The following is an 18,891-nucleotide window of genomic DNA, read 5'->3' as shown; positions in this document are numbered from 1 at the left end:
GAGCCGGATTCAGCCGGTCGCTGATGGGTCTGTGATTCGATGGCCGCCGCCTGGTCCGGCCCCCTCCGAGCGATTGCCCCACAGCATCGCCCAGCATCTTCATTTTCCTGCATGTCGTTGTCCAAAACCGCTGCGCACTTTTGGGCGACATGCATCCTGTGATCGCCGATCATGGTTGATAATCAGTTGACGGCGCTCGACAAGCACCACGATTTGCGGAAGCAATGGCGGCAAATCGATGACATAAGGCGCAGGCGAGAGCCTGGGAGGAAATAAATGCGGTTCGTCGTCAAGCTCATCAAATGGCTTCTAGGCCTGATCGCGCTGGCGGTCGCCGCTCTGTTTGCCTGGCTTTACATCGCGCCGCCCGAATTGATCCGCGTCGGCTCAGGCTACTCGGCCAAGATCGTCTGCTCGAACGTCTTCATCGCCGGCCGCGATCCCAACGAGGTGCTTGCCGTCGACGTGCAGGCGCCCGGGCATCCTTTGCTGCGGCTGATGCTGGTCTCGGTGGACAAGAACCGGGGCACGGTCTCGGCGGGGCTGCTTGGCTTCCTCGGCAAGAGCGTCGCCGTCGCCCGCGACGGGCTGGGCTGCGCCTCGGTTCCCGATGGCGATGTCGGCAAGGCGCGGCACACGGTGATCCATAGCGAGCCGTCGGCGGTTATCCAGGATGCACTGTGGCCGGAAGGCGAGCGGGTCGATGCATCGCAGGATCCGGTGATTGCGAAACTGCTCGACGATGCGGCGCTGACCGGCACAGGCATGCGCGCGGTGGTGGTGGTCAAGAATGGCCGCGTCGTCACCGAGCGCTACGGCGCCGGGTTTTCGGAAAAGACGCCGCTGCTGGGCTGGTCGATGACCAAGACGGTGAATGCCGCGCTCATCGGCACGCTGGTCAAGGATGGCAAGATGGCTGTCACCGACAAGGGGCTGTTCGCGCCGTGGAAGGCCGACGGCCGTGCCGCGATCAGCCTTGCCGACATGATGGCGATGTCGAGCGGGCTGGAGTTCAACGAGGACTATGGCGATGTCGCGGATGTCACGCGCATGCTCTATCTCGAGCCCGACATGGCGGGCTTCGCCGAAGCCAAGCCGCTGGCAGCCGAGGTCGGCAAGGTGTTTTCCTATTCGAGCGGCACGGCGGTGATGCTGTCGCGTCTGTGGCAGGCCGCGATCGGCGACAAGGCCAAGGCGCTGACGTGGCCGCGCACGGCGCTGTTCGAGCCGCTCGGCATGCACAGCGCGGTGCTCGAGACCGACGAGCAGGGCACCTTCGTCGGCTCGTCCTATCTCTACGCCACGGCGCATGACTGGGCGCGCTTCGGCCAGTTCCTGTTGCAGGGTGGTGTCTGGAACGGCAACCAGGTGCTGCCAGCCGGTTTCGTCGACTGGATGCGGGAGCCTGCGCCCGCCTCGAAAGTCTACGGCAAGGGCCAACTGTGGATCGAGGCACCTGGCGATGAGGACAGCCCCGGCGCAGGCGTGGCCGCCGGCCTGCCCAAGGACACCTACTGGATGGAAGGGCATGACGGGCAGACGGTCACCATCATTCCATCAGAACAGCTGGTGGTGGTGCGGCTTGGCCTGACGCCGACCAAGCTCGGCTACCGCCCGCAGACGATGGTGGGGGCGCTGGTGAAGGCGCTGCATTAGCAGCCTATCGGGGCAATCCTACCACGCCCAGCCAGGCATAGCCGCGATAAAGCGTGCGGAAACGGAAGCTTGCGCCGGTTCGCCGAGATTCCGATTCCAGGACCTCGCGCAGGGTCGAGCGCGGTGCGACGTGGAATTTCCTCAGCCAGCCGCGCAGCATCGCCCGGAACCAGCGCGGCAGGCCCTCCTGCTGGCCGAAGTCGACGACGTGCAGCGAACCGCTGGGGGCGAGGGCGGCAAGTGCCGCCGACACCGTCTTCTCCCAGCCGGGGATCATCGACAGCGAATAGGACACGAAGACGCGATCAAAGCCACTGTGCCCGAACAGTGCCCTGGCATCGAACGCCGTGGCGTCGCCCTGGGCGAGCGTGACACGATCGACAAGGCCCTCGCGGGCAATCGCGGCACCGGCCGTCTCCAGCATTTCGGCTGAAATATCGAGGCCGAAGAAGCGGGCGTCTGGGTAGCGGCGGGCGGCGAGGACGATGTTGCGGCCGGTGCCGCAGCCGAGTTCGAGCACGGTGCCGCCAGCCGGTACATCCAGCCCGTCGATCAACCGGTCACGGCCGAGCAGATAGTATTTGCGGGTCAGGTCATAGATGTGGCGCTGCCAGCGGTAGACGCCGTCCATCAGTTCGGCATGGCTGGCCGGCAGCTCGGTGGTGCTCATGCGGCGCGCTTCACATGGAGGTGGAAGCCGCCATAGATGGCCGAACGGTCGCGGGCCGAGAATTCGCGCGAGGCCTCGTCCTGGTAGTCCCATTGGTCGAGCAGCGAGGTCGAGACGCGGCCGGGCAACAGGCTGGGTTCGGCGGCGGTGCGGAAGATGACGCGGGCGCCAGTGGAAGCGGTGCGGGTGATTTCGGACCACAGCGCATTGAGCTGGTCATCGGTCATCCAGTCTTGCGCGTCGAGCAGGACGAAGCGGTCGACCGAGCCGGCATCCTTGCCGGCGAGGAACTCGATCAGATTGGCATGGTGGATGGCGACGCGGTCGATGTTGCCGCGGATGGTGTCGTAATTCCGCTTTTCCAGATAAGCGGGCAGGGCAGCCTCGCCGGGTTCGGGATAGCGGCGGGCGAAGGCCTGCCAGGCGAAGTAATTATTCTGCAATGGGAAATCGCAGGCGAGCTTTTCCAGGCGGGCCTTCAGCACGCTGGCCATGGTGCCGTCACCCGAGGTGATCAGCGAATCGTACTGCGCCGGCGGAATGCCGAGGCCGAACAGCGAAGCCTTGCGCGAGGTCGCCCATTTCAGCAGCGGCTTGTCGAAGACCGGCGCCAGCTCCTCGTTGAAGAAGCGCCGCTGCTCGCCGATGTTGCGGGCCTGCATGATGCCGGCTGGGTCGACGCCGAAGAACTTCGCCGTGCGATGGCCCATGGCGATGAACAGGCCGAGCAGGCCGGTCTGGTAGAAGTTGCTGTCGAAGACGGCGATGCGCCGGCGGCCGCGCCAGTTGCGGCGCTCCCAATAATGACGGCTGACCGGATCGAGATGCGGCGCGATGAAACGGTCGTAGGCTTGCGAATTGTGGCTGGTGTCGGCGGCGCCGAAGAAGCGGAACAGGTCGCCCTGCGACGGCAGGTGGCGCACAGCCTCCAGCTTCATGCGGTTCAGCGCGATATGCGCGGCGTTGAGGTCGACCGCGTCGACCCGTGCCGGCGAGCGGGTGAGGTAGGCCAGGATGTTGCAGCCGCCAGAGGCGATGGTGACGACGCGGTGGCCCTGGCCAAGCTGCATCGCTTCCATGTCGACATCAGGATCTTCCCAGATCTGCGGATAGACGAGGCCGGAAAACAGGAAGGCGAACAGCCGTTCGGAAATGCCGGCTTTCGACAGCGGGCGGTTCTGGTAGACGGCTTTTCCAACTTCCTTGCCGCGGCGAAAAACCAGATCTGCGGAAACGTCCGTCATGGCAAGCTGATTCCCCGTTTGCTTTGGCGCAAGCGGGTAGCGCAGGGTCATGACAGGCCGGTGACAGCCTGTTGACGTCAGTTCAGGCCTTGCCAAACCCGCCCGGCGTCGGCGTCGTCAGAATGACGGCGTCGCCCGCCTGAAGCACGGTCTGGTCGCAGGCCTTCAGCATTTCGACCGTGCCGTTCTTGCGACGGATCCTGGTCGAGCCGACCTCGCCGTCGCCGCCGCCGTCCAGGCCTTGCGGCGGCCGGTTGCGATGCGAGGACAGGATCGCGCATTCCATCTTTTGGAGGAAGCGGATGGTGCGTTTGGTGCCGTCGCCGGCGCTCCATTTGCCCTTGCCGCCGGATCCCTCGCGGATGTGGAAGTCCTCGAGCAGGACCGGGAAACGCAGCTCGAGCACTTCCGGGTCGGTGAGGCGCGAATTGGTCATGTGGGTGTGGACGCCGGAGGTGCCGGCAAAGCCGCGGCCGGAGTTCATGTGCCCGGCCGGTGAGCCGGAGCAGATCGTTTCGTAATACTGGTACTGCTTGTTGCCGAAGGTGAGGTTGTTCATCGTCCCCTGTGCATTGGCCATGGCTCCCATGGCGCCGAACAGCGCGTTGGTGACATGCTGCGAGGTCTCGACATTGCCGGCGACGACTGCCGCCGGATAGGAGGGTTTGAGCATGCAGCCGTCGGGGATGATGATGTTGATGGGCCGCAGACACCCGGCATTCATCGGGATCATGTCCTCGACCATGACGCGGAAGGCGTAGAGCACCGCGGCGCGGGCGACCGGCTCGGGCGCGTTGAAATTGTTCTTCATCACCGGCGATGTGCCGGTGAAGTCGACGGTCGCCTCGCGCTTTTGCCGGTCGACCGTGATCTTCACCCTGATGACCTGGCCGGTGTCGGTCGGGTACTCATATTGCGAGGAATCCGGCAGCCGTTCCAGCACCCGGCGCACGCTTTCGGCGGCATTGTCCTGGACATGACCCATATAGGCCTCGACGACATCGAGGCCGAAATGCGCGACCATCTTGCGCAGTTCGGCGACACCCTTCTCGTTGGCGGCGATCTGTGCCTTGAGGTCGGCAATGTTCTGGTGCGGGTTTCGGGCCGGGTAGCGGTGGTCCGTGAGCAGCGTATGCAATTCCTTCTCGCGGAATTTTCCACGATCGACGATGCGGAAATTGTCGAACAAGACACCTTCCTCGTCGACCGTGGTGGCGAGCGGCGTCATCGAGCCGGGCGCCGTGCCGCCGATGTCGGCATGATGGCCGCGCGAGGCCGCCCAGAAGAGGATCTTCTGCTTGATGTCGTCGAAGACCGGCGTCACCACGGTGATATCGGGCAGATGCGTGCCGCCATTGTAGGGGGCATTGAGGGCAAAGACGTCGCCGGGGTGGATGTCGCCGGAATTGAGCCGGATGATGGTTTCAACCGAACGATCCATGGAGCCCAGATGCACCGGCATGTGCGGCGCATTGGCGACCAAGGCGCCGCTGTGGTCGAAGACGGCACAGGAAAAATCCAGCCTTTCCTTGATGTTGACGGAATAGGCGGTGTTCTGCAGCGTCACGCCCATCTGTTCGGCGATCGACATGAACAGGTTGTTGAAGACTTCCAGCATGACCGGGTTGGCTTCGGTGCCGAGCGCCGCCTGGCGGCGCTTTTTCTCGACGCGGCGCAAGAGCACATGGTTCCTCGCGGTGATCTGGGCCTGCCAGCCCGGCTCGACGACCACGGTCTGGTTCGGCTCGATAATCAAGGCAGGACCGGCAATCCTGTTGCCCGGCTTCAGCGCGTCGCGAAGGAAGACGCCGGAAGCTCGCCACGCCCCTTCGGTGAAGATCTCGCGGGTCTGCGAAGGGCTCAAGGTGAGATCTTCGGTTTCTGAATGATGTTCGTCGCGGCGGGCGCCGCCGGTGTCAGTGCCTTCGATGCCGACTGTCTCGACGATCATCGGTTTGTCGTCATAGACGAAACCGAACTGCGCCTTGTGGGCGATCTCGAAATCGCGCTTGGCCTGGAAAATCGAGTCCGCCTCGAAACCCACCGGCAGTGTCGTGTCAGTGCCGTCATAGCGGATGTGCAGCACGGGCTTCGCGGCAACGGCATCCTCGGCGATGCCTTGCGCCGCGAGCTCGGCGATGACGGCTTTTCTCAAGGCGGCAATGAGGGTGCCGATCTCGGTTCTGGACTCGTCGGCAAGAGGCTTGAGCAGTGCCTGCTGGCGTGAGGCAAAGACCGAGGCCAAACCGATGCCATAGGCTGAAAGCAGACCGGAGAACGGGTGGATCAGCACCGCTTCCATGCCGAGTGCGTCAGCGACCAGGCAGGCATGCTGGCCGCCGGCGCCACCGAAGCAGTTCAGGAGATATTCGGTGACGTCGTAGCCGCGCTGCACGGAAATCTTCTTGATGGCGTTGGCCATGTTCTCGACGGCGATGGTGATGAAGCCTTCGGCAACCGCTTCCGGCGGCCGGCCGTCGCCGATCTCGGCAGCGAGCGCCGCGAATTTCTCGCGCACGATCCCGACATCGAGCGGCTCGTTCTGGCCGGGGCCGAAGATCGCGGGGAAGAATTCCGGCTGCAGCTTGCCCAGCATGACGTTGGCGTCGGTGACGGCCAGGGGGCCGCCGCGCCGGTAAGCGGCCGGGCCTGGATTGGCGCCGGCGGAGTCCGGCCCGGCACGGAAGCGGCCTGCCTCATAGTGCAGGATCGAGCCGCCGCCGGCGGCAACGGTGTGGATGCGCATCATCGGGGCCCGAACGCGCACGCCGGCGACTTCGGTATCGAAGGCGCGCTCATACTCGCCGTCATAGTGGGCGACGTCGGTGGACGTGCCGCCCATGTCGAAGCCGATGACCTTCTCGAAGCCGGCGAGCTTCGCCGTCTCGACCATGCCGACAACGCCGCCGGCCGGCCCGGACAGCAGCGCGTCCTTGCCCTGGAACATGTCGGCGGCGGTGAGGCCGCCCGACGACATCATGAACATGAGATGCGGGGATTGGCCGCTGTCTCCCGCCGTGACGCCGAGCTCCCCCGCCACCCTTTGCACATAGCGCGACAGGATCGGTGACAGATAGGCATCGACCACCGTGGTGTCGCCGCGCCCGACCAGCTTGATCAGCGGCGACACCTCATGGCTGACCGAGACCTGGCCGAATCCAAGCTTGCGGCAGATTTTTGCCACCGCCTTCTCATGATCGGGATATTTCCAGGCATGCATGAAGACGATGGCCACCGCGTCGATGCCATCGGCTTTCGCCTGCTCGATCGCCGGCCGGCAGGCGGCGACGTCGAGCAACCGTTCGACGCAGCCGTCGGCGAGCACGCGCTCGTCGACCTCGATGACGCGCTCGTAGAGCTGTTCGGGAAGGATGATCTCCTTGGCGAAGATGTCGGGCCGCGCTTGGTAGGCAATCCTGAGCGCATCGCGAAACCCCTTGGTGATGAGCAACAGGACGCGGTCGCCCTTGCGCTCCAGCAACGCGTTGGTGGCGACCGTGGTGCCCATCTTGATGTCGCCGATCAGGCCGGGCGGGATCGCGGCGCCGGAACCCAGGCCGAGAAGGTCGCGAATGCCCTGGATGGCGGCATCGGCGTAGGCTTCGGGGTTTTCGGATAGAAGCTTGCGCGGATGCAGCCCGCCTTGCGGATCACGACCGATGACATCGGTGAAGGTGCCGCCGCGGTCGATCCAGAAATCCCACTTCGCGGTCATGCGGCATGCTCCGGCATTCTTGTCGATGCAATCTGTTAGTTCGCAATGGCTTGACCTGCAACGGCCATGCGCATGATGTTACATGCGGACACGCAACGTTACGAAACCCATATCCGTCTGATGCATTTTCTCTTCGACCGCCCGCCGGCAACGGGGGTGTTACTAGAGGAGAGATATCATGAAGAAACTTATTCTTGCTTCAGTTTCGGCTGTTGCCTTGCTTGGCGTCGCGGCCTGCAGCGACAGCGGCAAGGGCACCGACAACACCACCACCCAGAGCACCAACCCGCCGGCCGCCGAACAGCCGATGAAGCCCGCTGCTCCGGCCGATAATTCCACCAAGCCAGCCGAGCCGGCTCCGGCAACGCCTGCTCCTGCCCCCGCGCAGTAGTTTGTATCGGTAAGTGTGTCTTGGGAGAAAAGGCCGGCCTCGCGCCGGCCCTTTCTTGCCAGTCCTTCACAACCCCGACACCGGCCGTTATTGGCTTGATAGCGGGGACCGGTTGGCTCTATGAAGCGGGCCATGTCGATTTGGGATCGCCTCGGCGACTTCATCACGCGGGTTTCGTCTTCAGCCACGTCGGGCGTCGCCGACGTCGTCGAGGCCGTGCGCACGGTTTTCTCCGGCGATGCCGACCTGCGCCGCCGCGTCGCCTTCTCGGTGGCAATGATCGCGCTCTCGGCCAAGATGGCCAAGGCCGACGGCATCGTGACCCAGGATGAGGTGCGTGCCTTCCAGGAAATATTCGAAGTGCCGCCGAAGGAAGCGCGCAACGTGGCGCGGCTGTTCGATCTCGCCCAGCGCGACGTGGCCGGTTTCGAGACCTATGCCGAGCGGATGGCGCAGCTTTGCGGCTCTGGCCATTCGAACTGCGTGATGCTGGAGGACATACTCGACGGCCTGTTCCACATCGCCAAGGCCGACGGGCTGGTGCATGAGCGCGAAGGCGTTTTCCTGCACCGTATTGCCGAGATTTTCCGCATCGACGAGGCGCATTACGAAAGCATCATGGCGCGGCACGTCAATCTCGGCGCCGGGGATCCCTATATTGTGCTCGGCATCGAGCGCGGCAAGCCGTTCGAGGAAGTCAGGAAGCGGTATCGCAAGCTGGTGTCCGACAACCATCCCGACAGGCTGATCGCGCGCGGCCTGCCGCAGGAGTTCATCAAGATCGCAACGACCAGGGTCGCTGCGATCAATGCGGCCTATGAGATGATCGAGCGGGGCCTGCGGCACGCATGAGCGGCTTCCTGCCCGACGAGCCCAGCGCCGAGGTCAGGGTATCGCCGAATTTCGGTCCGCGGCGCGACACGCTCAAGCCTGACATGATCGTGCTGCACTATACCGGCATGGCGACAGGCGCTGGAGCGGAAGCATGGCTGTGCGATCCGGCCAGCGAGGTCTCGTCGCATTATCTCGTCCATGAGAATGGCCACATCGTGCAGATGGTCAGGGAAAGCGACCGCGCCTGGCACGCCGGCAAGAGTTCGTGGTTCGGACGCACCGACATCAATTCCTGTTCGGTAGGCATCGAGATCGTCAATCCGGGACATTCGCTCGGCTATTCCGGCTTTCCCAGGCGGCAGGTCGACGCCGTGATCGGCCTGTGCAAGGGAATCGCCTGGCGGCATTCGATCGCCGCCGAGCGGGTGCTTGCGCATTCCGATGTGGCGCCGGGGCGCAAGATCGATCCGGGCGAGAAATTTCCGTGGAAAGCCCTGTTCGAAGCCGGTGTCGGCCATCTCGTGCCGGCGGCCCCGGTCAGGCGAGGGGCCGCGCTCAAGGCCGGCGCCGCGGGCGCCGAGGTCGAGGCGCTGCAGTCGATGCTGGCGCTCTATGGTTATGGTGTCGAGATATCGGGCGTTTTCGACCGGCGGACGGAGATCGTCGTCGAGGCGTTTCAGCGGCATTTCCGGCCGCGCAAAGTGGATGGCGTTGCCGATGGCTCGACACTGCGGACGCTGCAGAGGCTGCTTGCTTCCGTGAGACTCTGACCCAGAGGAAGGTCACGGCGAAGTAATTCTTTCCAGGTCCTTAAATTACAATGTGTCACGCAAAGTGACTTGCCTGGCCTTGTTTGGCACCAATTCGAGCGTCAAACGGCTGACGTGCAGATATCGGACCCCCAGCCCCCCGGATGTTCCGATATTAATTGAGCGTTGCTGCGTGAATGTCTTCGCGCGGTTCAGACAGAACAGGATCACATGCAGAAATTGACCGTTGTAACGGCAGCTCTTGCTGCCGGCGTAATGACTTTTGCCTTCAGCGCCGCGAATGCCGCGTCACTCAGCCCGCGGGCTGATCAAGGGGTCATCGCGGTATCCGCGAAAAGCGGCAAGGCCACGCTGGCCAGAGGCGGCAAGACGCAGGCAAGCCACGGCGCGAAGCGGGTTTCCGCCAAAGCGGAAAAGGTAAGCTGGACAAAGAAGTCCACCGCCAAAAGGCAGACGAAGCGAGGCCGCAAGACCATCGACATGACGACAACGGCATCGATTGGTCTCAGGAACGCGGCGGCGTCAACGGCCGCGGTGGCCAGCGGCGGTCAGTATTCGGCGATCGTCGCCCGCTATGCCGCGAGCTACGGCGTACCGGTTTCGCTCGCGCATGCGGTCATCAGGATCGAGAGCAACTACCGGCCCAACATGGTCGGCAGCGCCGGCGAGATCGGCCTGATGCAGATCAAGCCGGCAACGGCACGGATGATGGGTTACAACGGTTCGGCCAAGGGGCTCTTCGATCCGGATACCAACATCAAATACGGAATGAAGTATCTCGCCATGGCGCAGGATCTCGGCGGTGGCACCACCTGCGGCACGATCCTGAAATACAATGCCGGCCATGCCGCGACGCGGATGAACCCGGTGTCGGCCGCCTATTGCAGCAAGGTCAAGGTGCAGATGGCGGCGCTGTAGTCGACCGCCGGTGAGAAGCCGACCGCAAGGCCGGCTTTTTCGTTTGCGTTTTCGGACGTGAACCCCTTTATACGCCTTGCCAGCTGGCCGGGCGGCCGCACCCACAAATGCCGAAAGGCTGTGGGTGAGGAAAGTCCGGGCTCCATGGAAACACGGTGCCGGTTAATGGCCGGCGGGGGCGACCCCAGGGAAAGTGCCACAGAAAGCAAACCGCCACGGTTTACCGTGGCAAGGGTGAAAGGGTGGGGTAAGAGCCCACCGCGCGCCTGGCAACAGGAGCGGCACGGTAAACCCCACCGGGAGCAAGACCGAATAGGGGCGGTGCGGGGGGAAACCCTCGAGGGCTGTTTCCGGCTCACCGTCCGGGTAGGTTGCGTGAGGCGCATGGCAACATGCGCCCAAGATGAATGGCCGCCACGTCCTCGCCCGCAAGGGCGGGGGCCATACAGAACCCGGCTTACAGGCCAGCTGGCAGTTTTCTCCCACGATATCGAACGGAAACCTTTTGAGATCAGCAGGTTGCGCCCTCGGGCGCGGCTGTTGATTCAACTTGTTCGAAGTCCCTGCCGGCCTGTAGCGTCCCAGCCTTTCCGGATCAGGTCAGCCGCTAATTTTATCCAGCGACGCCTCGATCGCCTTCCAGAGTTCTTCCACGGGTTCGCAGCCGACCGACAGGCGAACGAAACCGGCGGGTACCGCATCGCCTCTTTTTGAGCGGCGTTCGGCGGAAGTGTGGACGCCGCCGAAGGATGTCGCGGCCTGCATCAGGTCGCAGTTGTTGATGAAATCCTCGGCCTTGTCCTCCGAGGCGAGTTCGAAAGAGACCAGGAAGCCGAAGCGCTCCATCTGGGCGCGGGCAAGGTTGTGCGACGGATCGCTTTCCAGTCCGGGAAAACGCAGGCCGCTGACCGCCCGGTGGCCTTTCAGCCGCCGTGCGATCACTTCCGCCGACGAGCACATGCGGTCGAAGCGCACATCCAGTGTTTCGAGGCCGCGATGCACCAGCCAGGCTTCGAACGGCCCGGGAATGCTGCCGGAAACTTCGCGCCAGCCGGTCACGGCGCTGATGATATCGGCATTGCGGCTGGCGACATGGCCGAACAGCACGTCGGAATGGCCGTTGGGCGCCTTGGTGTCGGCGGCAACGACGATATCGGCGCCATGGTCGAGCGGCCGCTGGCCGAAAGGCGTCATCGTCGTGTTGTCGACAACAAGGAGCGCGCCCGCGCTGTGAGCGGCTTCGGCGACGGCCGCTATGTCGCAGATGTCCAGCCCCGGATTGGCGGGGGTTTCGACAAACGCCAGGCGGTAGCCCTCGAAGCCGCCATCGAGGAAGGTCGAGGTCGGCCTGACATCGTGGGCGATGCCGAGCGGCTCGAGGAAGCGGTCGGCCAGCGCCCTTGTCGTGTGATAGCCGTCCGAAGGCAGCAGGATACGGTCACCGGCTTTGAGCACGGCAAAAAACGCCGCCGAGATTGCCGCCATTCCCGAAGGAAAGGCGACGCAGGGCGCGTCTTCGAGGTGTGCCAGCATATGTTCAACCGCGTCCCAGGTCGGGTTGCTGAAACGGCCGTACTGGTTGAAACCGGTGGCATCGCCAGGCGCGTGAAAAATGGCGGCCATGGTCAGGGGCAGCGGGATGGAATCGCCTATGGCAAGCCCATCGCGACGCAGATGAGGAAGTGCCGCAGCGCGTGACCTTGCTGTTTCAGACATCGAATTTCTAACCCTGTTGGCGGCCGACGAGATGTGGCGCGACGCTATGCCCGGCCGCGGCTCGCGGCAAGCCGCGTCCGGTTGGGCCAGGCGGCTCTAAACGCTTCGTTAGGCTTAATGGACCATAAAGACGGGACGTGCCGTAAAGGCTGCTCTCATTGGCCACGGCGCGCATGTTTGTGAAGCCTATTCCCGTTGACGCCCATAGTGCCCCATGATATCCCATTTCGACATCAAAGCCTTCGTTCCGCGTCAGGGTAAAGCGTACGCCAATCGGGCAGCCGCGGCGGCTGTGCGTTTGCCGGGTTTTGCCCATGCGGATGAGGCTGAGACGGGGCAGGGAACGCGCCGCGGCGGCGCGTTTGACAAGATGGAGAGGGGTGCGGCGGCGCAAGCGGCTGTAACGCGTGATGGACCGGTTTCTGTCAAACACGGTGAGCAGGATCGATGCGAAGGGACGGGTGTCCGTTCCGGCGCATTTCCGCGCCGTCGTGCAGAAGCGCGGCTATTCGGAGCTCTACGCGCTGCGCTGCCTGGACCTGCCGGCGATGGATGTCGGGGGGCTGGACCTGCTCGACCGCTACGAGCAGCGTATCGCGCTCGAGGATCCCTTCTTGCAGACGGCGGACGACATGTCGTTCTTTTGCCATGGCGACGGCACCTTCCTGAAGCTCGATCAGGACGGTCGCATCACGATGAGCGATTTCATTCGCGAGCACACCGGCATTTCGGCGGAAGTGGCCTTTGTCGGACGCGGCAATTTCTTTCAGATCTGGGAGCCGGGACGGCTTGCTGCCTATGGCGCGCAGGCGCGGGCCCGGCTTTTGCAGCTTCGGCAGGGGACGAAGCCTGGGGAGCGACCGGAATGACGGTGGGCCACGGCGATGACCTTCACGCCGTTGGCGGATCGGCCCGCCACATTCCGGTCCTCCTTGGCGAAGTGCTCGAGGCACTGGCGCCGGCGGCGGGCGACATCATCGTCGACGGCACATTCGGCGCCGGCGGCTACACCAGGGCTATCCTGGCCACCGGGGCCTCCGTGGTGGCCATCGACCGCGACCCTGACGCCATCGCCGCCGGGCGCGATCTCGAGGCGCAATCGGGCGGCAGGCTGAGGCTGGTGCAGGCGCCGTTCTCGACGCTGGACGAGCATGTCGAGAGCGCCGACGGCGTCGTGCTCGACATCGGTGTGTCCTCGATGCAGCTCGATCAGGCCGAGCGCGGCTTTTCGTTCCGCGCCGATGGACCACTCGACATGCGCATGGCGCAAGCGGGTCTCAGCGCCGCCGATGTCGTCAACAGCTTCAAGCCGGGCGACCTTGCCCGCATCTTCGGCTTCCTCGGCGAGGAGCGTCATGCCGGGCGCATTGCCCGCATGATCGAGGCGCGCCGTGAAAAGCGTCCGTTCGAGCGCACGCTGGAACTCGCCGATGCGATCGAGACGCATGTCGGCCGCGCACCGAAGGACAAGATCCATCCGGCCACGCGCGTCTTCCAGGCGCTGCGCATCTTCGTCAATGACGAGCTCGGCGAACTGGCCAAGGCCTTGTTCGCGGCCGAACGCGCGCTGAAGCCGGGCGGGCGGCTCGCCGTAGTAACGTTCCATTCGCTGGAAGACCGGATCGTCAAGCGCTTCATCGCCGACCGGGCCGACGTCGCGACCGGCTCGCGTCACCTGCCCGAGGCTCATGCGCGCACCGCGACCTTCCGCAAGGCGGGTGGCGGCGTGACTGCCGGCGACGCCGAGGTCGCGGCCAATCCGCGCGCCCGTTCGGCCAGGCTGCGCGCGGCGATCCGCACCGAGGCGCCGGCGCGCAGCAGCGACTTTTCGATCTTCGGCCTTCCAAAGCTTCCTGGCCCAAAACTTCCCGGTACAGACCGGCCGGGAGAGAGGTGAGCACGTGTTCCGTACCAGCGACATTGTCCTGATCGCCGTCATGGTTTCGGCGGCGGCCCTGACCTACAAGGCCAAGCGCGAGGCCGAGGACCAACTGGCGGCGGTGCAGAAGATCCATGCCCAGATACGCTATGAGGAGGACACGATCGACCTGCTCAAGGCCGACTGGAGCCTGCTCACGCAGCCGTCGCGGCTGCAGAAGCTGGCCGAACTCTACAAGGCGCAACTCGCACTCGAGCCGGTCAGCGCCCGCCAGATCGTGGGCTTGAGCGACTTGCCGGCCAAAGCCCTGGACATCCAGGACATCCTGAAAGGACGCCAGGACACCACCGCTGGCAATTCCGACAAGGCGCCTTTGGGCAAGGATCCCGTCGTGACCGGAGGCATCGCGCAATGATCGGGAAACTGCTGAAGCGTCGCACCAGGACGGGTGAGGACGGATCGATCGTCGTCGAGGGCGCCCGCAAGGCGACCGGCGGCAAAGGCAAGGCACGCATCGCGATGACGATGGCGGTGTTCTTCGGCATCTTCTCGGTCATTTCCGGGCGGCTGGTCTATCTCGGCTTCCAGACCCCCGACCTGTCGGGCGGCCCGCAGAGCCGGGTGACCGCCTCGCGGCCCGATATTGTCGATCGCAACGGTGAGGTGCTGGCGACCGACATCAAGACGGCGTCGCTGTTCGCCGAGCCGCGCCGCATCGTCGATGCCGACGAGGCGATCGAGAAGCTGTCGACGGTGCTGCCCGAGATCGATTACGAGCAGACCTACCACAAGCTGAAGAGCGGCGCCGGCTTCGTCTGGCTGCAGCGGCAGCTGACGCCCAAGCAGCAGGCCGACATCATGCAGCTCGGCATTCCCGGCTTCGGCTTCCGCACCGAGAAGCGCCGGTTCTATCCCAGTGGCGAGACCTCGTCCTACATTGTCGGCCTCACCAACATCGACAACCAGGGCATCTCCGGCATGGAGAAGTATGTCGACGAGCAAGGCTTGAGCGATCTGCAGGCATCGGGTCTGGCAGTGGCCAAGGACCTGAAACCGGTCAAGCTTTCGATCGATCTGCGCGTCCAGCATGTCGTGCGCGACGAGATCGCCGCCGGCCTCGAGCGCTATCGCGCCATCGGCGCTGGCGCCGTTGTGCTCAACGTCAAGACCGGCGAAGTGGTGGCCATGGCCTCGGTGCCGGATTTCGATCCGAACAATCCTTACAATGCACAGGAAAAGGACCGGCTGAATCGGATGTCGGCGGGCCTCTATGAGATGGGCTCGACCTTCAAGAGCTTCACCTCGGCCATGGCGCTCGATTCCGGCAAGGCGACGATGGCGAGCCGCTTCGACGCCTCGCATCCAATCCGGGTCGGTCATCAGGCCATTCACGATTTCCACGGCAAGAACCGTGTGCTGTCGTTGCCGGAGGTGTTCCTCTATTCGTCCAATATCGGGTCGGCCAGGGAGGCCGAGCTGGTCGGCATCGAGGGACACCGCGAATTCCTGCATCGCCTTGGAATTTTGGACAGGATGCAGACCGAACTGCCGGAAGTCGCCCGCCCGACTGAACCGAAAATCTGGAAGCAGGTCAATTCGTTCACCATCGCCTTTGGCCATGGCGTGTCGACGACGCCGCTGCAGGCGGCCGTCGGCTGTGCGGCGCTGATGAATGGCGGCTACCTGATCGAGCCGACATTCCTGGTCCGCAGCGAGCAGGATGCGATGGCGGTGGCCAAGAAAGTGGTCGGCGAAAAGACGGTCGAAGGCATGCGTTACCTCTATTCGCTCAACGCCGAGAAGGGCTCGGCCAGAAACGCCAGAGTCCCCGGCTACCGCGTTGGCGGCAAGACCGGAACAGCCGAGAAGGTCATCAATGGCCGCTACTCGAAGGACTTGAATTTCAATACCTTCGTCGCCGCCTTCCCGATGGACGATCCGCAATACCTCGTGTTCACGATTGCCGACGCCCCGCACCCGGAAAAGCCTGGCATGACAGACGTCGCGGCCGCGAATGCGGGGGTCATGGCGGGAAACATCATCAGACGTACGGCCGCCATGCTTGGCGTGAAGCCAGATTTCAGCCATGAAAATGGTGCAACGCTGGTTTCCTATCAGTGATTCTTGGGGCGCGCCGGCAACTGCGCGCTATTTTGTTGCGGTGAACGGAACTCGATGAAGCTCAGAGATCTAGCCGGTATCCTGCCAGTCGAAGGAACAGCTTCCGCCGATCTGGAGGTTACCGGGATTTCGTCGGATTCCCGCCAGGTAAGACCGGGCGTCGTCTTTTTTGCGCTCGCCGGCACCAAGGCGGATGGCGCGGCCTACGCCGCCGACGCGGCCGGGCGCGGTGCGGCCGCGATCGTTGCAGGCAAGGGCAGTGTCCCTGCCGGGCTACAGGTTCCAGTGCTGGCGGTCGATGATCCGCGCCTGGCGCTGGCGCTGAGTGCGGCCCGCTATTTCGGCAAGCAGCCACAGACCATGGTCGCGGTGACCGGCACCAGCGGCAAGACGTCCGTCGCTGCCTTCACCAGGCAGATATGGGAACAGGCCGGCCATGCCGCCGCTTCGATCGGCACGACGGGCGTGGTGGCGCCGGGTCGCAACGACTATGGCTCGCTGACCACGCCCGATCCGGTCGCCTTGCACCAGTTGCTCAGGGAACTGGCGGATGCCGGCGTCACCCACGCCTCCATGGAAGCCTCCAGCCATGGGCTCGACCAGCGCCGCCTCGACGGCGTGAAGCTGGCCGCCGGCGGCTTCACCAATCTCGGCCGCGATCATATGGACTATCATCCGACGGTCGAGGACTATCACCGCGCCAAGCTGCGCCTGTTCGACACGCTGCTGCCGAAGGGCGCGCCGGCCGTCATCTTCGCAGACGATCCGTGGTCGGCGCCGACGATCCAGGCGGCGCAGGCGGCCGGGCTCGATGTGCTGACGGTTGGCCGCCATGGCGATTTCCTCAAGCTGAAGCGGGTCGAGCACGAGCGTCATCGCCAGCGCGCCGAGGTCGAGGCCGACGGCGTGCTTTACGAGATCGACCTGCCGCTTGCCGGCGATTTCCAGATTTCGAACGCGCTGGTTTCGGCGGGACTTGCCATTTCTACCGGAACACCTGTCGCCAAGGCCTTGATGTCCTTGGAGAAACTGAAGGGCGCGCCGGGCCGGCTCGATCTTGTCGGCACCACCGCCAACGGTGCGCCGGTGTATGTCGATTACGCCCACAAGCCCGACGCGCTGGAAAATGTGCTGGCCTCGGTGCGCCCGTTCACCACCGGCCGTGTCATGGTCGTGTTCGGCTGCGGCGGGGACCGCGACCGCGGCAAGCGGCCGATCATGGGCGAGATCGCGACGCGGCTCGCCGATGTCGTCATCGTCACCGACGACAATCCGCGCTCGGAAGTGCCTGAAACGATCCGCGCCGCCATTCTTGCCGCCGCACCCGGGGCGATCGAGATCGGCGACCGGCGCCAGGCGATCCACGAGGCGGTCGGCATGCTGCATGCCGGCGACACGCTGATCGTGGCCGGCAAGGGCCACGAGGAAGGCCAGACGATCGGCTCCGAGACCTTGCATTTCTCCGATCATGAAGAAGTGCGCGCGGCGCTGCGGGAGCGTGCCGCATGAGTTTGCTTTGGACCTCCGAGGCTCTGGTTGCCGCCATGGACGGACGGCCGCTCGGGCCGATGCCGGACGGCATATCGGGCATTTCGATCGACAGCCGCAGCCTGCAGCCGGGCGATGCCTTCTTTGCCATCAAGGGCGAGGCGATGGACGGTCATGACTTCGCCACGGCAGCCATCAAGGCCGGCGCCGGCGTGCTGGTGGTGGCCGAAGGCAAGCTGCCGTCGCTCGGCCGGCTGACGGCGCCGATCATCGTCGTCGAGGACGTGCTGGCGGCGCTGGAAAAGCTCGGCGTGGCCTCCCGAGCACGCTCCCGGGCCAAGATCATCGCGGTGACCGGTTCGGCCGGCAAGACCACCACCAAGGAAGCGCTGCGCCACGTGCTGTCGGCGGTCGGCAAGGTGCATGCCTCGGCACAGTCCTTCAACAATCATTGGGGTGTGCCGCTGACGCTCGCGCGCATGCCCGATGATTGCGATTATGCCGTGTTCGAGATCGGCATGAACCATCCCGACGAGATCCGGCCGTTGGTGAAGATGGTGCGGCCGCATGTCGCCATCGTCACCATGATCGCGGCGGCGCATCTCGGCTTTTTCCGCAATCTGGACGAGATCGCGAAGGCCAAGGCCGAGATTTTCGAAGGGCTGGAGCCCGATGGCGCTGCGGTCCTCAACCGCGACGATGCGCGCTTCAAGCTTCTCGACAAGATGGCGCATGCCGCCGGCGTCGAGCATGTCTACGGTTTCGGCGAGAATGCACGCTCGACCTTCAAGCTCACCAAATGCGAATTGCACGCCGACCATTCCGACATCGCGGCCAGGATCGGCGGCCATGACATGATTGCCCGTATCGGCGCGCCCGGCCGCCACATGGTGCAGAACGTGCTGGCGGTCCTGGGCGCGGCGCAGCTGGTTGGCGCCGATCTCGACAAGGTGGCAATCGCGCTGAACGATCTCTCGGCCGAGCGCGGTCGTGGCAAGCGCCACGTGCTGCGTCATCCCGGTGGCTCGACTTCGAGCCACCCCGGCGGGCCGATCACGCTCATCGACGAGAGCTACAATGCCAATCCGGCGTCGATGGCTGCTGCCATGGCGCTGCTCAACGCGACGCCGGTGACGGGCGAGGGCCGGCGCATCGCCGTGCTCGGCGACATGCTGGAGCTGGGCGACCATTCGGCCAAGCTGCATGCCGCTCTCGCCGATCTCATCGTCGGCACCGGGACGCAGACCGTCTTTCTCGGTGGCCCGGAGATGCGGGCATTGGCCGAGGCATTGCCAAGCGAGGTCAAGACGGAATACCGCGCCGGCGTCGAGGACCTGAAGCCGGTGCTGCTTGCCGCCCTGCAGCCGGGCGACGTGGTGATGATCAAATCGTCGAAGGGTATCGGTTTTGCAAAACTGGTCGATGCGCTGCTGGGCAAATTCCCGGCGGAACCCACAACCAGCAAACAGACCTAGGTCAAGTCGGGGGA

General features: G+C 64.4%; 15 protein-coding genes and 1 other RNA gene. 12 read left to right on the top strand and 4 right to left on the bottom strand.

Annotated features, from left to right (window positions below):
• The first annotated feature begins 276 nt into the window (after positions 1-276).
• Positions 277-1,656: a serine hydrolase domain-containing protein gene (locus tag OOJ09_RS18185; protein ID WP_269906499.1), complete on the top strand. Its 1,380-nt coding sequence runs from the start codon at positions 277-279 to the stop codon at positions 1,654-1,656.
• 4 nt (positions 1,657-1,660) lie between these two features.
• On the opposite strand, the gene OOJ09_RS18180 is transcribed toward OOJ09_RS18185, so the two are convergent.
• Genes OOJ09_RS18180 through OOJ09_RS18170 form a run of 3 tightly spaced genes read right to left on the bottom strand, consistent with a single transcriptional unit; the run spans position 1,661 to position 7,285 of the window.
• On the bottom strand, positions 1,661-2,326 hold the full coding sequence (locus OOJ09_RS18180) for a class I SAM-dependent methyltransferase (protein WP_269906498.1): 666 nt from the start codon (positions 2,324-2,326) through the stop codon (positions 1,661-1,663).
• Complete coding sequence (locus OOJ09_RS18175) at positions 2,323-3,621, bottom strand: DUF3419 family protein (RefSeq protein WP_269906497.1); 1,299 nt, start codon at positions 3,619-3,621, stop codon at positions 2,323-2,325. Before OOJ09_RS18175 ends, OOJ09_RS18180 begins: the two co-directional genes overlap by 4 nt.
• A 31-nt stretch (positions 3,622-3,652) precedes the next feature.
• A complete protein-coding gene (locus OOJ09_RS18170; RefSeq protein WP_269906496.1) occupies positions 3,653-7,285 on the bottom strand; it encodes a hydantoinase B/oxoprolinase family protein in 3,633 nt (1,210 codons plus the stop codon).
• A gap of 178 nt (positions 7,286-7,463) precedes the next feature.
• On the opposite strand from OOJ09_RS18170, the gene OOJ09_RS18165 reads away from it, so the two are divergent.
• The 5 genes from OOJ09_RS18165 to rnpB all read left to right on the top strand — a co-directional run bounded on the left by OOJ09_RS18165 (position 7,464) and on the right by rnpB (position 10,674).
• A complete protein-coding gene (locus tag OOJ09_RS18165; protein WP_269906495.1) occupies positions 7,464-7,676 on the top strand; it encodes a hypothetical protein in 213 nt (70 codons plus the stop codon).
• Between the two features lie 132 nt (positions 7,677-7,808).
• Positions 7,809-8,528: a J domain-containing protein gene (locus OOJ09_RS18160; protein ID WP_269906494.1), complete on the top strand. Its 720-nt coding sequence runs from the start codon at positions 7,809-7,811 to the stop codon at positions 8,526-8,528.
• Positions 8,525-9,280, top strand: a complete 756-nt coding sequence (locus OOJ09_RS18155) for an N-acetylmuramoyl-L-alanine amidase (protein ID WP_269906493.1) — start codon at positions 8,525-8,527, stop codon at positions 9,278-9,280. The genes OOJ09_RS18160 and OOJ09_RS18155 overlap by 4 nt, the downstream gene beginning before the upstream one ends.
• A 210-nt stretch (positions 9,281-9,490) precedes the next feature.
• Entirely contained in the window at positions 9,491-10,198 is a 708-nt protein-coding gene (locus OOJ09_RS18150; RefSeq protein ID WP_269906492.1) for a lytic transglycosylase domain-containing protein, read from the top strand.
• A gap of 79 nt (positions 10,199-10,277) precedes the next feature.
• Positions 10,278-10,674: RNase P RNA component class A (gene rnpB, locus OOJ09_RS18145), an RNA gene on the top strand.
• Positions 10,675-10,798: 124 nt separating this feature from the next.
• On the opposite strand, the gene OOJ09_RS18140 is transcribed toward rnpB, so the two are convergent.
• Entirely contained in the window at positions 10,799-11,914 is a 1,116-nt protein-coding gene (locus OOJ09_RS18140; protein ID WP_269906491.1) for a cystathionine gamma-lyase, read from the bottom strand.
• 410 nt (positions 11,915-12,324) lie between these two features.
• Here OOJ09_RS18140 and mraZ point away from each other — a divergent pair, with 410 nt between their 5' ends.
• The 6 genes from mraZ to OOJ09_RS18110 are packed head-to-tail and all read left to right on the top strand — an operon-like array spanning position 12,325 to position 18,877.
• Positions 12,325-12,783, top strand: coding sequence for a division/cell wall cluster transcriptional repressor MraZ (gene mraZ, locus OOJ09_RS18135; protein ID WP_056582893.1), 459 nt, complete (start codon positions 12,325-12,327; stop codon positions 12,781-12,783).
• The gene (gene rsmH / locus OOJ09_RS18130) at positions 12,780-13,811 is read left to right on the top strand and encodes a 16S rRNA (cytosine(1402)-N(4))-methyltransferase RsmH (RefSeq protein ID WP_269906490.1); all 1,032 of its coding nucleotides are present in this window, start codon (positions 12,780-12,782) and stop codon (positions 13,809-13,811) included. The genes mraZ and rsmH overlap by 4 nt, the downstream gene beginning before the upstream one ends.
• 4 nt (positions 13,812-13,815) lie before the next feature.
• Positions 13,816-14,208 (top strand): cell division protein FtsL, encoded by a 393-nt coding sequence (ftsL, locus tag OOJ09_RS18125; protein WP_269906489.1) that lies wholly within the window; start codon positions 13,816-13,818, stop codon positions 14,206-14,208.
• On the top strand, positions 14,205-15,914 hold the full coding sequence (locus tag OOJ09_RS18120) for a peptidoglycan D,D-transpeptidase FtsI family protein (protein WP_269906488.1): 1,710 nt from the start codon (positions 14,205-14,207) through the stop codon (positions 15,912-15,914). Before ftsL ends, OOJ09_RS18120 begins: the two co-directional genes overlap by 4 nt.
• Before the next feature lie 54 nt (positions 15,915-15,968).
• Positions 15,969-17,423 carry a UDP-N-acetylmuramoyl-L-alanyl-D-glutamate--2,6-diaminopimelate ligase gene (locus OOJ09_RS18115; RefSeq protein ID WP_269906487.1) on the top strand — a complete coding sequence of 485 codons (1,455 nt, stop codon included), beginning with the start codon at positions 15,969-15,971 and terminating at the stop codon, positions 17,421-17,423.
• Entirely contained in the window at positions 17,420-18,877 is a 1,458-nt protein-coding gene (locus tag OOJ09_RS18110) for a UDP-N-acetylmuramoylalanyl-D-glutamyl-2,6-diaminopimelate--D-alanyl-D-alanine ligase (protein ID WP_269906486.1), read from the top strand. The genes OOJ09_RS18115 and OOJ09_RS18110 overlap by 4 nt, the downstream gene beginning before the upstream one ends.
• Positions 18,878-18,891 lie beyond the last annotated feature (14 nt).

The sequence above is a fragment of the Mesorhizobium qingshengii genome (assembly GCF_027563465.1).
Lineage (GTDB): Bacteria > Pseudomonadota > Alphaproteobacteria > Rhizobiales > Rhizobiaceae > Mesorhizobium > Mesorhizobium qingshengii_A.
This window is presented reverse-complemented; position numbering and strand designations above follow the sequence as displayed.